Source organism: Stenotrophomonas sp. YJH_SMC_94-11, assembly GCF_059370435.1.
Window position 1 is genome coordinate 253,172 of sequence record NZ_JCAFTR010000001.1, and the last position, 14,337, is coordinate 267,508.

Below are 14,337 nucleotides of genomic sequence, written 5' to 3' on the forward strand. Positions count from 1 at the left end.
GGCTAGGGGGATTCCGGCAGACCGTTGGGGTGCGCCCGCGCGCTTCGTAGCGGCCGGTGTTCGCGATCGAGTGTCGGAACTCAACCGGTATGACGTGGAACAACGCCGGGGAATAGGCCGTTGCCGCTCGCCCGGGCCGGCCTTTCACCTCACTGGATCTGCGCCCGCGAGACTGCGGAAATCCAAGAAAATTCCCTATGAAGTGCTTTTCGTACAGGCATTTACATTTCACCGGAACTACACACATCTACTTGAAGGTGAGCAAAAGGGGCGCTAAAATTCACCCAACACACCCGCCAAGCCTCTGACGCGCCAGTTCGCGACATGCTCAAATTGGCGGGTTTTTTTTTGCCTGCTGATTGGAGTCAGGATGACTCACTACCGCAAACCACCCCTGTCGATTCAGGAGCAGTTGGACCTCCTCCAGCAGCGCGGGCTGGCCATCGGCGACGCCGCCAATGCCAAACGCTATCTGCAGCGTGTTGGCTACTACCGCCTCATGGGCTATCTCTACACACAACGTGTGCCCGGTAGCGACAGCTTCCGAGCTCAAGCGACATTCGAAGAAGCGGTCAGTCTCTATGAATTCGATAGGGCCCTTCGAGACCTGGTAATGGAGGCCGTTGGCCATATCGAGGTCGCAACGCGGACCGTGCTCACGTACCACTTTGCCCATGCCTATGGCGCCTTCGGCCACTTGGAGCCGCGCAATCTGGCATTCACCGGGCAGGAGTATGCGGATTGGCTCGGCGGCGTCGGAAGTGAAGTGACGCGCTCCAGGGAGGCGTTTATTCGGCACTACAAGGACAAGTACGCCTCACCCGCATTCCCCAGAGTACCGATCTGGATGGCGACAGAAGTCATGTCGCTCGGCTCGCTTTCTCGTTTCTACAAAGCGCTGCACTCCAGAGAACAGAAGGCTGTTGCGGGTGAGATGCTGCTGGCCGCGCCAGTCTTCGCAAACTGGCTGCATGTCACCAGCGTGGCGCGAAACGTCGTTGCACACCACAGTAGGTTATGGAACAAGGAGCTCGGTGTTTCGGCAGTTCGCCCACGGTCGGCAGGATGGTCTGAGCGCGAGGCGCCATACGCACCGAATCGTTGCTTCTTTCTGTTGCTCCTGCTTCGCAGACTTCTGGAAGCGACGACCGCTGATTTCAGGGACTGGCGTGAACGTGTCGATACCCACCTCTCGGCTGGCCTGACGACCGAAGTCCGAACGAGAAGCATCGGGGCTGCGACTGGGTGGCAGGACCATCGCCTTTGGCGCGGGTAAGTCCCAGGAGGCGCCGCTTTCTCCAGACATTTGTTGCGAATGGGCCGGTTGGGGGGGCGGTCAATGGCGGCCCAGCACCCCAAACAGACACCGCTGCTCATCAAGCACCAGCCCATTGAAGCGCCCAAACCGCGCCTCAACCCACGAAGGCCCCGCACTTTCCACCAGCAATCGCCCTTGGCTCTGGTGCAGATCCAGCCAGCGCTCGAAGCTGCTGCGCAGGCGTTCGATATCCGGCGCCCGCCACCGTGCATCGGCAGGCATGCGAATCAGCACGCGTGAGGGCGCGTTCTCCACGTCCATCACCAGCACGCCCTTGCACCGGATCTCGAAGGACGTCGCCCCGGCGTGGCGCGCGTGCAGTTCAAAGCCCTCGAGTGCCTTCGCGCTCACGAAGCCGAGTGCATCACTGTGCAGCAGGCGGTAATCGGCCGGCTGCAGCTTCTGGTAGGCCCACACCTGATCGCCCGCGGGCTCGGGCCACTCCACCCACATCGCGCCGATCACCGCGCTGCACACCGCCGCAGCGGCAAGGCCGTGCATCTTCATTCGTCACCCCGCACACAGACAGAAAGGTCCGCGCCATAAGCGCGCTCAGTCCTTGGGTCGCATCCGCTCGTGGATGAAGGCGGTGAGCGCCAGATCGGCCATCACCAGTCCCTCCATCACCCGGTCGCCGACGTACTGCTCCGGCTCGCCGTTCTGGCGCGTGCGCTCGGCCGCCAGCAGGATCTCCTGCACGATGCGCTGGCCGGTGAGCGCGCAGTCGGCGTCGGACAACGCCATCTGCCGGCTGCGTAGATGGTGCCGCTCGGGCCAGGGCTGGCCGTCGGCCGAAGCGCCCGCGCCGATGGCGTGCAGGATGGCGATGAGGCTGTTGGGGTCCAGCGCGGGCGCGGGTGATGGCGCTTCCTGGATCGGGCGCGGGGGCGGGGAGTGCGGTGTGGTCATGGCGGGCTCCGTGCATGCAGGCGGACGCCGCCACCGATAAAGGTGGCGGGCAGAGCGTGGCTCGAAAACCGGATGTTGGGAACCGGCGGGTACAAGACCCCCACGCCCCGCCCGCCATAGCCGGCAGACGGATTGCCAGCCGGCACCACGCGCGGTGGTGCCGGCTGGCAAGCGCAAACTACTTCCCAACAAAACGGGCTTTCGAGTCCCGACCACCGATGCACGGTGGCGTAGTAACGATTACCTGCTGTTGTTCGGAATGCCAACGGGTAGGGGTCAATGCCGCCAAAACCCGAGACGCTTTTGGCATTGTCGCATAGCACCGGAAGCGGCGAGAGCCTTGGCGTGCTTGGCGGAACGGCGCTTCTGGAACGGAGTCGTCAGATCCTTCCGTCAGAGATGCAAAGCGCGGCAAATGCGACAGCACTGGACGAGCGGTACTTCATGGCACAGGCAATGGAACGCGTGTTTTGATGCGGTCGATCGATCGCGCAAGCGTTCTTGACGTGTTGGGGAATATAGAGGTTGCAGCCAGGGCGAAGGCGGATGGTCGCTTACCCTTCTGCTATAAATGACACAACCGAGCCCAGTGGGCCTTCAATCAGATTGTGGACGCATGGAGTTGTACTGGCGCCTGTTCACCAATTGCACATCGCAGCAGGCGGCTCTCAAGGTCGCGGCGCGGATCTTTGAGCAAGCCGATCTTGGAGTCAGCAATCTCCACGCCGAGTCATATCACAAGGGAGGCTTCATGGTGAGTGCCTGCTCCAGTCATGCCGCGCATTCGTGACCTGAATTCGTGGTTCTGGCCCTGGCTTCGGCTCAGTCCACGGGCCGTGGATGGCTCTTGAGTGGCTCAATTGCAGAAGAACTGGATGCTTGGTCCAGTCATTCTCTGGTTTCCGGTGTTTCGTCTATCCATTTCCAGGCGGAAAGGCGGGAGTGACGAATCGCTGGAGCAGATGCCTGGTTCCGGCATGGATCTGCTCCAGAGACCGAGGCCGCTAACCGGTAATCATCTTGCGGTGGAGTGGCAGGGGGCGAGCTTGAGTGCCGCGCATCGCGTATCCAGTCGGCTTGACGGGGCGCGTACTCTCTCGCCGGTGCTCCGCGATAGGGGGGGGCTCTTGCGATTGATGTCCGCTCCTGGCTGGAAGCTGACCTCCCAGCCTTAGCACCGGTGTCAGCAGGTTTACACGCCGCTCTCAACCTGAGCGAACGCACGCGGCGCCCCTTCTACGTGCTGCGTACCGGGCTGGCTCGCTTGGCATGAGGCTGTGCGTTAAGTTGCCGTGACCGCGTGCTTGGATCGCATACTTCAAACAGCTCGTTATGCCACGCCACTGCCGTCAGATCCATGCCCTTAGGTGGCGGGAGGCCGCCTATGTGGAGTTCGTTATCCCAGATGATTCCTATCTCTCTCGCGGGACCTTTTCGGTATATGGCCGCCAACTGAGGTGCGCCGCCGGTTTGTGGATCTTTCCCGCTTCTCAGCGCGTCGCAAAATGATGAGAAAACACTGCGGCTAGTTCGACCTGATACATCCTGCCGCACCCATTTCCTAAGTTCGCCAAGCGCTACGGACTTGCCGGATCCATATGCGCAGACAATATCTGAATGCTCATTTGGTATCGGATGGTTGCGGATGTTCCACACTCCCTTTTCGTACTCGTATGCAGTAACGGAAAACTGCAGCTCCATGCCTTCGCTAAACCGGCGAGCAAGAACAAATGTTGTGCCCTCTAGCGATCCGATCGGAAAGTTGCCAGACAGCTCGTGCAGACGATCTTCAAGATGAGCGTCATTGAGCGCGTCATCACCTAAGCCGACTAATAGGTTCTGCCCAAAGATTACGTTGCCCGCGAACGCCAAGATTGCTGCATCGCGCGATCGAACCGAAAGCTTCCTCCCGCTGTCCCATCTGGCCACTGACGACCAGGAAAATCGACTGTCGGTTGCAACATAGAGTGACGATGGAGCCCTGGAATCAAGGCCACACCAGCATATCAGGGTGGTCACGTAGCCTACCTGTGTCAATTGAGATAAAGTTGTCAGGCAACTCCCCGGCCCTCCACCATCTTAGCAATGTTCGTCTGAGGGGGGCAGCTCGAGGAGCAGCCTCTGGGCACATCGACAGATGTGCCCAGAGGAAGGCGGGGTTCGTCAGTATGTTGCGAATTCGGCCTGCATTGCCGGCCGCATAGTTCCCGATGGCGTGGATTCTCGCGCCCCACCTGACGCTCGCTGCTCTGCGGTCTTAGCTCGACGTCTGCTGCTGGCCGGAAGCAGACATCAGCACTGCGTCAGCGCTTGGTCCGGTTATAGGCTGGCTTGTTAGCCGGACCCAGTCACTTTAAGATCGAGCTGTATCAAGGGGGGGGGAGCCCGCCATACGGTGCTTTCTGGATAATTCGTATAGCCGGACCCATGGGTCCGGCTATTAGGTAGTCAGGCATCAGAAACAGCTTATGTCGCACGGAAAGATTGAAAACAAACACTTTGAGAAATACGGCTTGTTCCTCGTGGAAGAGCACCGGCCACCCAGCCGTGGCGGCAACACAGGCGCGCTCCACTCTCATGTCTTGACCATCGACGGTGAGCGATACAGCTTCCTAGGTCTTGGGTCACAGCAGTGGGCATACAAATCTGACACCGTGTCTTTTGAGTATGAGGTCAAGAATGGCTACAAGAATATTCTCTTGGAGACCCTTGTTGTCATATCCAAATTCGGTGAGCCAATAGTTCGGGGCAACCGTGGTTTCAAGTCCACGTTGCGCACGGCAGGCTCCCGTATGCCTGCCAGCCGCCGTGAGCAGCGCGACTGATGGCTAACAATTAATTCAAGCCGACGCAGCTTCGTAGCTCGCCTTAACTCTGGCGTTGAAGGTCCGCTGCTGGCCGAAAACAGACGCCTTCGTCAAGACAAGTATATTGCAGCCCTCTGACTGATCAGGAACCCTGCCACTTCAGCGATGGCTGGCTCCAGTCGACCAGCGGCGCTGCTGCTAAGCGTTAGGCGGTTGTAGCCTCGGCTGCCCAGACCGAAGCTGTTCGGCTTTGATGAAATACGGATCCTAGGCTGGTCTGTGCACTGTAGGGGTTGATCTGGATGCCGATATCGCGGGGCTTTTCACGCGATTACTTTGGCGAGCACTTGCTGCTTGGTTGCTAGGAACGCTGCGGAAGTTTGCATAGGTCCCGAAGATAGCGCGACTTGGATGCCGGTTTGCGCAAATGCCCCGCAATTGGCGTTCTAACGCGACCCAGCTGTGACGGGCCGCACCTGGGTCCTTTTCCCCGTGGTCATTTGGGCTGCCGATTCGATCCCGTGCAGATGCTGGCAGCCTCGAATGGTCTGCCGCCTCGGGTGATTCTATAGGCGTCTTCATAGGCGAACCCAGGAAATCCAACGCAAGAGTGGTCCTCCAGAGTCACCACCCCGATCACTTGATCCCCCTTAGATAGTTCTTGAGTTAATGGCCGTCGACGTTGAGTCGTCCACATCCATAGCAATGCGCAAAGCTGTCTAAGTAGAGTTCCTGGACGCTATCAGGGCTTGCTCCCCTTACGGCAAAACCCTTGGAATAGGGCGGTCAGTGAGTGATGTCGGCAATAGGCCAGGGACCGCCTCGCCATGGGCCGCTGCGCTGGGTTGGATCGACACCACTAATTGTGATGCCATGCCACCATCCTATCGATGTCTTTGCTGGGGTGAGGGCCGACGTACAGCAGGAACAGCCTGAACTGATCGCTCCTATCGAGGTGCTGGAAGTAGATCCTTGCGGCAGCAGCTTCTGTCGTTGCGTCACCTTGCTTAAGGTGCAAGTTCGAGTCGCAACGCGCAATCTGCTTGGCGCCCTTCATCAGGCGAACGCAGGTATTGATGCCACCAGACTGGGCTAGCTCGATGTTCTTCTGCCTAAAGAACGCTTCCAGGGTCATCTCGATCCGGCCCTTTTTCTTGCAGAACTTTTCAAGAAGGTCGGCAGAGGTCTTTACAAAGCTGTGCCGCGACGGATCGATTTCATCGCACCGCTCGAGCGCATCGCCCACCAGGATGTAGTCGCTACATCGCTTGGCCGCGCTTTCAAATCGTTGTGCCAACGACGCTACGCCGGTCCAGCCTAGCTCTCGGCAAACTTCTTGATATACGCTGTTGAGTGGATCGTCGTCGCCGTCGATGCCGCGCAGTGATGTAGGCCAGTCACCGTGGCCCGCTGTGGGGCGGATGACCCGCGCTCCATCTTGGGCATACAGCCTGACGGCTTCTTCCATTTCAGCCGTAAGTGCCACGTAAGGCAGCACAACGATAGTCATCGAAGACCATTCGATGTTGTCACCAAACGCCTCAAGATCAGACACGGCTTGACCATTTGGGGGGTGGAACTCATATCCCCCACGGTTCGATTTGACCGTCAAGCACAGGCCTACGTGAACTCCATTGCGTGCCGCCTCTGCGACGAGCCGTGCCCTGATGAGGCTGGGTAGCCCAACTACGAAGATTGCCATCCCTGTGCCGCTCCGTCACTGACGAGACTTCACCATCAAGACCGATGCCATCAATGGGATGACGTAATTGGCGATCTCATCTTCAGAGAGCGTATCGATGAGCTTAAGCGCTCTCTCTTTCGCTGAAAGCGCGCGCGTATCAAGGACAGGGGTGGGGGCGGGTCCAACTGAGGTATGAACGGGCTGCGCTGGCACAGAGGCAGGCGCAAGCCTTGAAATAGGCACCTCTACTGACGTTGCCCAGGAATGGATCTGCTGGGTCATCTTTCGCAGCCGGAACTGTGTCCAAGCTTTACCTAACGGACCCAGTGACCTGGTGAAGCGGACATTGAGAGGGGTCGAGTAAGTCTCCTCAAGCATAGGAGGGATTGACGGAGGTACGTCCGGATGCTCAGACACAAATTCCTTCATCCAGGCCGACTGCAGCTCTGCCCCGATTTGTTCAATGCGCACCCAGTCGCCTGGGGGCCGAAGGCTGTCGGGTGACTGACCTTCTTGAATCAAAGTGTGGAACACGCGGCCGTCCAAGCGATTGAAGAATCGCGCACGGCGCGGATCCGGATTGGAGAAAGCAATCCAGACTTCATCTCGGATCGCCGGCGGCGGTTCACGCCTGGCCGACGCAAGGGCCGCATCTACAGGCATGCTCTGAGAGAGTGATCGAGGGCACACAATCATCTCCCCGCCCTCTCGCGTGCGCAGCTCGAACAAGTCAGGGAAGGCCGCGAGGAAATCTTTGAAACGTCGATAGCCCATGGCTTGAAGATCAAAGCTGCCAAGGCCGCGGTTCTGGCCTTCACTGATCAAAAGCTGCCGTAAGCGAGCGGCGGGTTCTTCGGTCTTGCCCTGCATCAACTCAATCAGCAGGGGTCTCCATGCACGAGTACTGTCCACACCAAATCCTTGTTGGAGCGCTGAAAAAAAGAAAAAGCCGTTACTGATAGTAACGGCTTTTTCTGATGATCAAGTAGTGCTAATCGCTAGGTTCGGTACCTTTGATGACGTCGTCCGGACGAGAGAACTTAGCAGCACTCTTCCGGCCCTTGGGCGCCATGAAAGTCCTGCCTGAGCAGCATCGATCGATTCGGTGCTCTGGGCAGATCTCGACGAGTGAGCTTGCGTGCAGCACTCCAGCCGAGTGGCACCAGTATCACTGAAGCGCCAGCTGGTGTCAATTTGCGGACCCGGATTCCGTTCAGTGTTTGCTGCGGCCAATTTAACGTTAAATTTACGGGCACTAGCGCTCTGACCACAAGGTATAGGCACGCATTTCCCGTGCCCCTTGAGAAGTAGGTTCTCAGGGCCCGGGGCGGCCTCGAAGCGCCCCCAGGCCACATGGCCAGAGGGCTGTGTCATCTCTAGGCTTGGTGACGTAGAAGGGCCAGAGAGCGCTAGGCGCACTTTCCTGGAGTCCATGCGCCTAGGTCTAGTACCCGGCCCGTGCCTAGGCTTGGAAGTCTAGGCGTTGTGTCGCTATGGCCTCGAGGATCCAGCTTTCAGGGTCCGCACAACCAGATCAACGGCTGGTGAGGACTTCACGCGGATGGGAGTAGACATGGAGGCCTTGGTAAGTTGGGAACTAGTCTTCCAACACTCAACGCAGTGAGCCTGCCTCAACTTGAGGCTGCGCTATGTCATGGGGAATCAGAGCAGGACTGTTTAGGCGCAACGGAAAGACTATCCTAGTGGGCATGATTCCTTGTAACCCTTCCAGTTCGACGCCCATGTCTCATAAGGCGCAGCTCGCCCTCATTGAGGCATTGGAGGCATGCTTCGATGCTTCAGCCTGGTCCAAGCTAGGTATGGAGATGGGGTTGCCGCACCTGACTCACTCTGAAACCCGATTGCAGAAGGCATTGCGGTTCAACGACAGCGACTACGGAACCGAAGTCGCACAGCTTGTAGCCTTCATGGCTATGCAGAAGCCTGACTTGTTGCGTTCCCTCCCCTCGCGACCAGTCCTGAAGGCGTGGCTGGAACAGAATGCTCCTGCTTTTGCACAGGAGCTCGGCTTGAGCGTCGGCCACGTGCCGGCACCCATTCGACGTCTGAGTGCTAGCGAAGTTGTCGAGCGAGCGTTGAAGGACGCTGATCAACTGCTGCAGACGAATGGTGCAGTTAGCGCACTAGATCGAGTGCATACAGCGTTACATGGTTATCTGCTCGATGTCTGCGCTGCAGCTGGCCTAAAGGCAATCCCGGCCGCGCCAATTGGATCGCTATTCAAGACAATCAGGAATGAACACCCGAGTCTTGTGGCAATGAACAAGCATGACCCGCAGGTGGACGTCGTACTCGGTTCGTTGGCTGGGGCGGTCACCGCGCTAAACACTCTGCGCAACAACGCATCGGTCGCTCACCCCAATCAGGTACTGCTTGGGGAAGGTGAGGCTATGCTGATGGTGAATCTCGTGCGCACCCTGTTTAACTATCTCGAAACCCGACTCGATCACTAGCGGATCGCTCCTTCTGGCCCACTGCTTGCCAGAGAACCTTTCGGGCTAGGCTGAAGAGCCAGCGCGGGACGCTTAGCTTCGCGTTACAGTAATGATCCCCAAGGTCAAGCGCGCTTGGGGCGGCTCCTGCCTCGCCAAGCGCGCCGTGCGGTAAGGCCAGGAGATGGTCGGCACTTCGTTTCTTGACCGTTCCTTGGCCCTGTTAAGTGACTTCTTCGCTGTGCAGCCGCCCTTAGGCAGCGGCGCTGCTAAAGCTTCCGTCCACAGAACTCAGCAGATAGGGGCTCGGTCTGGTGCGCCGAGCCTACCTCAATTGCGGTGTCCGCTTCTGGCCGGAAGCGGACATCCACACTGACAGGCTCAGTGGCTCAGCGGTAGCCATCGGCTCTCCGGTTCAAGCGTGTCCACCAGGTACATTCCCGTCAGCCCGCTGTCTTTGGTGCTCGGCCAAATGTGGCTCTGCCCTTCTTCGAACCAATACATACCGCTGCCGCCACCACCGTAGTGGCGACACCCATGCTCGTCTTGGGGCAGCGGAGCATTGAGCTCGGGCCGGACATCCACGAAGCCGATGAAGAAGAGCGCGACGCTCCGTGCCCAGAACTCATCAATTGATGATCTCCCCACTCCCCGAAGCAACAAACGCCTTCAACTGCCGAACGAACTCCGCGTCATACAGCTCCCACTCCACAATCTCCCCCACCACCCGCAACGGCTGCGCACTCCGATACGACCGCGTCGGGTTCCCGGGAAACTTCTTGTTGGTCACATTCGGATCGTCTTCAAACGGACCGGTCGGCTCTACCACATACACACGCGGTCGCCCTTCGCCCCGGGCCATCTCCGCAGCCAGCCCGGCGCCCTTGGCAATCGTGGTGAAGTAGATGTGGTTCATCACCACACTGTCGCGATAGTTGGAGCGGAAGCCCGCACTCAGCAACTCGCCCACCGCCAGATCAGCGCGGGTGCCGTGATAGAACGGCCCGGCGACCTGGTTGCAGGTGTCATGCGAAACGGGTGTCCATTCGGTGTCCTGCGCCATCGCTGCTGCCCCTGCTTGTCCTGCCGGATCGACAGGCCGGCGAGTCTAGGGCGCCCGGTGGGCCTTGCTGCAAGGCCCCATCCGGGAAATACTCTGTAGTGGGAGGCGCGGTGCGCCTCCTTTTTTCATTCTGCGGCGCCGCGCCCTTCCAGCTCGCGCACGGCGGTTTCCAGTGCGTCCAGCTTCTGGCGGGTCTTCAGCAGCACGGCGCGCTGCACTTCGAACTCCTCGCGGGTGACCAGGTCGAGCTTGGCCAGGCCGGCCTGCAGCGCGCTCTTGAAGGTGGCCTGCAGTTCCTCGCGCGATTCGCGCAGGCCCGGCGGCACCAGGTCGCTGAGGCGACGGGCGAGGTCATCGATTTGGTTCAGGTCGATCATGGGGTGCTCCGTGGGGGTGGGCCCGTGCATCCGGCGCGGGCAGGCCATTCGGGCACAAGGATACTGCTGGCACCCACTGCCCGGACAGGCGGCAGCGGCTTCGCACGGGCCGCGTTCAGGCGCTATCCTCCACGCCGGAAGACAGGAGATAGACGATGAAGATGGTCATGGCGGTGATCAAGCCGTTCAAGCTCGACGACGTGCGCGAAGCGCTGGCCGAGCGTGGGGTTACCGGGATCACGGTGACGGAAGTGAAGGGCTTTGGTCGCCAGAAGGGCCATACCGAGCTGTACCGCGGCGCGGAGTATGTGGTCGATTTCCTGCCGAAGGTGAAGCTGGAAGTGGCGGTGACCGATGACCAGGTGGAGGCGGTGGTTGAGGCCATCGTGAAGGCCGCCGGCACCGGCAAGATCGGTGACGGCAAGGTGTTCGTGTACGACCTGGGCAGCGTGGTGCGTATCCGTACCGGTGAACTGGACGCGGACGCGTTGTAAGCCGTTTGGCGGGATGTTGTAGAGCCGAGCCCATGCTCGGCTGCATTTCGCGCGATGCAGGAACAGCAGCCGAGCGTGGGCTCGGCTCTACAAGAGCGGTGAAGCGGTCGAGCGAACTCGACCCCTACCGCCGCTTGGCCCACTTGTAGAACCGCTTCCAGCCCTGGCGCACGGCGGCGACCCAGCCCGGGTCGGCCACCAGCGCGGCCTGCGCGGCACTCGGGGCCTGGCCGGTCACGCGCTGGCGGATCTTCAGCAGGTTCTTCATGTCGCTGCGGCGCATCTGCCGGCTCAGTGGATTGCGGCGCAGCCAGCGCGGGGCGCGCCAGGCCGAGGTGAAATCCAGCAGCACCGGCACGCCGCCGCTGACCACCACGTTGGTGCCATGCAGGTCGTTGTGGGTGATGCCGGCGGCGTGCAGACGGCTGAGCGCGTGCTGCAGCTGCTCGAACACTTCATTGCCCACGGCCTGCGCGGTGCTCAGGGTCTGGCCCGGGATGAACTCCATGCCCAGTGCCAGGCCACCGAGGGTGCCGAGCAGCGCGGGGGCATGCTTCCAGCCGCCGAGGCGCTGCAGCATGCGGGCCTCGCGGCGCACCATCAGTCGCGCGATCAGCGAAACGGGAGTGCCGCGGTAGCGGGAGTAGTCCTTGATGACCGCCTCGCGCCCGTCCAGGCAGGTGCGGTAGACGTCGGGGGCCAGGAAACGTTCGCCGCGCTTGAGCAGCAGCGGGGAGGCGGCGTCATCGCCGCAGGAGGAGGGGGGCAGGGCAGGAAGATGCATGTCGGGGTCTCGGACGACCCGGTGGGTGGCGCAAAGCGTCAAGCGAACCGGTGTTACAGGGAGTTACTAAGTTTTCGTTAATTTTAGTACTCGCCAGTTCGCTATTCCACGATTTGTCGGAGAAATGTCGGGGCCGTGGCTGGAACAGTTCGTCGCGCAGAATCGGACAATTCTGTCTCGCTTATTCCAGTTGGCCTTTAGTATCAACCGCTTGCGCGCTCAGCCCTGCGCCTCGTCCACAACCGGCTGAACGCGGCGCACGGGCAACTTGACCCCGGCGCACGGCCTGCCGACCATAAGCTGTTAACCCGCGACATCGGCGGCCGCCCCCCTCCGGCACGTCCCCGTCCCCTGCCGCGTTCCCCATCGGTGCTGGCCGCTTGGCCGTGCATCGCCCCGTTTCCCGTTCCGGCCGCGGCTGGAGGAAAGTGCTTTGATCATCAAAATCGTCATTGCAGCGCTGTTCGTAGCCTGCGTGCTGTACATCCACTTCCGTGGCAAGGTCCGCGCGCGCTGGTCGCGCCAGCTGCTGGACCACTCCAGTTTCATGGCCCCGATCAACGTGGTCATGTACATGTTCTCGAAGGTGCCGACCACGCCGTTCCTGGACCCGGGCAAGGAGTTCCCGCAGCTGGAGCCGCTGCGCCAGAACTGGCAGATGATCCGCGACGAGGCGCTGGCGCTGCGCGACGCGCAGAAGATCGCCGCCTCCAGCACGTTCAACGACGCCGGCTTCAATTCGTTCTTCCGTCGTGGCTGGAAGCGCTTCTACCTGAAGTGGTACGGCCCGTCGCACCCGTCGGCGAAGACGCTGTGCCCGAAGACCACGGCGCTGATCGAGTCGATCCCGGATGTGCGTGCGGCGATGTTCGCGCAGCTGCCGCCGGGCAGTGAGCTGCGCCCGCACCGCGACCCGTTCGCCGGCTCGCTGCGCCTGCACCTGGGCCTGAGCACGCCCAACGACGATGCCTGCTACATCGAAGTGGACGGCATCAAGAAGAGCTGGCGCGACGGCGAGTGGATGATGTTCGACGAGACCTACATCCACCATGCACACAACGAGACGCAGCAGGACCGCGTGATCCTGTTCTGCGACATCGCCCGCCCGCTGCGCTTCGGCTTGCCGGGGCTGTTCAACCGCGCGGTGGCGGCCACGCTGCTGGCCGGCGGCGCCTCGCCGAACCTGCCGGGTGACCCGACGGGTGGCGTCAACAAGGCATTCGGCAGCGTCTACAAGGTGCGCCTGAAGGCCAAGGCACTGCGCGAGCGCAGCGTGGTGGCGTATCAGCTGATCAAGTGGGGCCTGGTGGTGGCGGTGATCGCCGGTATCTGGGCGCTTTGATCGTTGCATGAGGTTGCCGGCCAGCGGCCGGCACTACCGGAACATGAAAAAACCCGCGCTGTCGCCAGCGCGGGTTTTTGTTTGGATCAGCCCTTCAGTGCAGCCTGCACGAACGGCGGGGTCACCAGCACGCCGGTGTGCAGCGCGGCGGTGTAGTACAGGGTGTTGAAGGTCTTGGCGGCCGAGTCGGCCTGGCGGAAGTCGAAGCTGCTATCGCCCTTGCGCGCCATGGTCACGCTCCACCAGCCGGTGGGGTAGCACGGCTGCGGGAACGGCAGGGTCTTGAACGAACCGAAGCCGGCCTTGCCCATCTCGGTGCGCATTTCGTTGATCAGCTCCAGCTGCATCAGCGGCGACTCGGACTGCTGCACCAGGATGCCGTCGTCCTTCAGGGCCTTGAAGCAGCTCTCGTAGAAGGCCTTGTTGAACAGGCCTTCACCCGGGCCGACCGGGTCGGTCGAGTCCACGATCACCACGTCCACGCTGCCGGCCGGGCAGTTGGCCATGTAGGCCACGCCGTCGTCGAACAGCAGCTCGGCGCGGGCGTCGTCGTTGGAGTCGCACAGTTCCGGGAAGTGCTTGCGCGCCATCACGGTGACCTGCTCGTCGATATCGCACTGGGTCACGCTCTCAACGCTGGTGTGCTTGAGCACTTCGCGCAGGGTGCCGCAGTCGCCGCCACCAATGATCACCACGCGCTTGGGCGCGGCGTGGGTGAACAGCACCGGGTGGCTGATCATCTCGTGGTAGAAGAAGTTGTCCTTGCTGGTCAGCATGATGGCCCCGTCGATGGTCATCAGGTTGCCCCAGTCGGTGGTCTGGAAGATCTCGATCTTCTGGAACGGCGACTGCACCTCGTCCAGCTTGCCGGTGATGCGGTAGCCGATGGCCGAGCCGGTGCGCTCGAAGTGTTCGATGTACCAGTTGTTGCTGTCAGTCATTGGAAAACAGTCCTGTTCGGAGGGGTGGAGCCGGGCTGGCGGGCGGGGCCGCGTGGCACAGATGCCACATCCGGACGGATCGGCCTGTTCAGGTTGGAACCTGTCACGGGCGCGGGCGCGCATGATAACGAACCTGTGGGCACATAGGCGTTATCATGCCCCCCC

Annotated in this window: 14 protein-coding genes; 5 read left to right on the forward strand and 9 right to left on the reverse strand. The window is 60.8% G+C overall.

Annotation, left to right across the window (positions count from 1 at the left end):
* The first annotated feature begins 370 nt into the window (after positions 1–370).
* Positions 371–1,276: an Abi family protein gene (locus tag AC5P74_RS01110; RefSeq protein WP_206620761.1), complete on the forward strand. Its 906-nt coding sequence runs from the start codon at positions 371–373 to the stop codon at positions 1,274–1,276.
* A gap of 60 nt (positions 1,277–1,336) precedes the next feature.
* Here the strand turns inward: AC5P74_RS01110 and AC5P74_RS01115 are convergent, their stop codons facing one another.
* The 3 genes from AC5P74_RS01115 to AC5P74_RS01125 form a co-directional block, all read right to left on the reverse strand.
* On the reverse strand, positions 1,337–1,825 hold the full coding sequence (locus AC5P74_RS01115; protein ID WP_495204756.1) for a cold-shock protein: 489 nt from the start codon (positions 1,823–1,825) through the stop codon (positions 1,337–1,339).
* Positions 1,826–1,870: 45 nt separating this feature from the next.
* Complete coding sequence (locus AC5P74_RS01120) at positions 1,871–2,227, reverse strand: hypothetical protein (protein ID WP_088431349.1); 357 nt, start codon at positions 2,225–2,227, stop codon at positions 1,871–1,873.
* Between the two features lie 1,236 nt (positions 2,228–3,463).
* Positions 3,464–4,099, reverse strand: coding sequence for a hypothetical protein (locus AC5P74_RS01125; protein WP_495204757.1), 636 nt, complete (start codon positions 4,097–4,099; stop codon positions 3,464–3,466).
* A 596-nt stretch (positions 4,100–4,695) separates the two neighbouring features.
* Here AC5P74_RS01125 and AC5P74_RS01130 point away from each other — a divergent pair.
* On the forward strand, positions 4,696–5,052 hold the full coding sequence (locus tag AC5P74_RS01130) for a hypothetical protein (protein WP_224328699.1): 357 nt from the start codon (positions 4,696–4,698) through the stop codon (positions 5,050–5,052).
* Positions 5,053–5,893: 841 nt separating this feature from the next.
* Here the strand turns inward: AC5P74_RS01130 and AC5P74_RS01135 are convergent.
* A complete protein-coding gene (locus tag AC5P74_RS01135; RefSeq protein ID WP_224328698.1) occupies positions 5,894–6,589 on the reverse strand; it encodes a hypothetical protein in 696 nt (231 codons plus the stop codon).
* Positions 6,590–6,751: 162 nt separating this feature from the next.
* Positions 6,752–7,630 (reverse strand): OST-HTH/LOTUS domain-containing protein, encoded by an 879-nt coding sequence (locus AC5P74_RS01140; RefSeq protein WP_495222448.1) that lies wholly within the window; start codon positions 7,628–7,630, stop codon positions 6,752–6,754.
* Positions 7,631–8,460: 830 nt separating this feature from the next.
* Here AC5P74_RS01140 and AC5P74_RS01145 point away from each other — a divergent pair.
* Positions 8,461–9,192: an abortive infection family protein gene (locus tag AC5P74_RS01145; protein ID WP_224328696.1), complete on the forward strand. Its 732-nt coding sequence runs from the start codon at positions 8,461–8,463 to the stop codon at positions 9,190–9,192.
* 607 nt (positions 9,193–9,799) lie between these two features.
* On the opposite strand, the gene arr is transcribed toward AC5P74_RS01145, so the two are convergent.
* The gene (gene arr / locus AC5P74_RS01150; protein ID WP_495204758.1) at positions 9,800–10,234 is read right to left on the reverse strand and encodes an NAD(+)--rifampin ADP-ribosyltransferase; all 435 of its coding nucleotides are present in this window, start codon (positions 10,232–10,234) and stop codon (positions 9,800–9,802) included.
* A gap of 125 nt (positions 10,235–10,359) precedes the next feature.
* Positions 10,360–10,611 carry a ubiquinone biosynthesis accessory factor UbiK gene (gene ubiK / locus AC5P74_RS01155; protein ID WP_005419983.1) on the reverse strand — a complete coding sequence of 84 codons (252 nt, stop codon included), beginning with the start codon at positions 10,609–10,611 and terminating at the stop codon, positions 10,360–10,362.
* 155 nt (positions 10,612–10,766) lie between these two features.
* Here ubiK and AC5P74_RS01160 point away from each other — a divergent pair, with 155 nt between their 5' ends.
* Positions 10,767–11,105 carry a P-II family nitrogen regulator gene (locus AC5P74_RS01160; RefSeq protein ID WP_005411374.1) on the forward strand — a complete coding sequence of 113 codons (339 nt, stop codon included), beginning with the start codon at positions 10,767–10,769 and terminating at the stop codon, positions 11,103–11,105.
* Between the two features lie 124 nt (positions 11,106–11,229).
* Here AC5P74_RS01160 and AC5P74_RS01165 read toward each other — a convergent pair whose 3' ends face one another.
* Complete coding sequence (locus AC5P74_RS01165; RefSeq protein ID WP_005419978.1) at positions 11,230–11,889, reverse strand: RIO1 family regulatory kinase/ATPase domain-containing protein; 660 nt, start codon at positions 11,887–11,889, stop codon at positions 11,230–11,232.
* A gap of 436 nt (positions 11,890–12,325) precedes the next feature.
* Between AC5P74_RS01165 and AC5P74_RS01170 the strand changes: the two genes are divergently transcribed.
* The gene (locus tag AC5P74_RS01170; RefSeq protein ID WP_032954620.1) at positions 12,326–13,231 is read left to right on the forward strand and encodes an aspartyl/asparaginyl beta-hydroxylase domain-containing protein; all 906 of its coding nucleotides are present in this window, start codon (positions 12,326–12,328) and stop codon (positions 13,229–13,231) included.
* A gap of 86 nt (positions 13,232–13,317) precedes the next feature.
* Here the strand turns inward: AC5P74_RS01170 and speE are convergent, their stop codons facing one another.
* A complete protein-coding gene (gene speE, locus AC5P74_RS01175) occupies positions 13,318–14,172 on the reverse strand; it encodes a polyamine aminopropyltransferase (RefSeq protein ID WP_053497433.1) in 855 nt (284 codons plus the stop codon).
* Positions 14,173–14,337 lie beyond the last annotated feature (165 nt).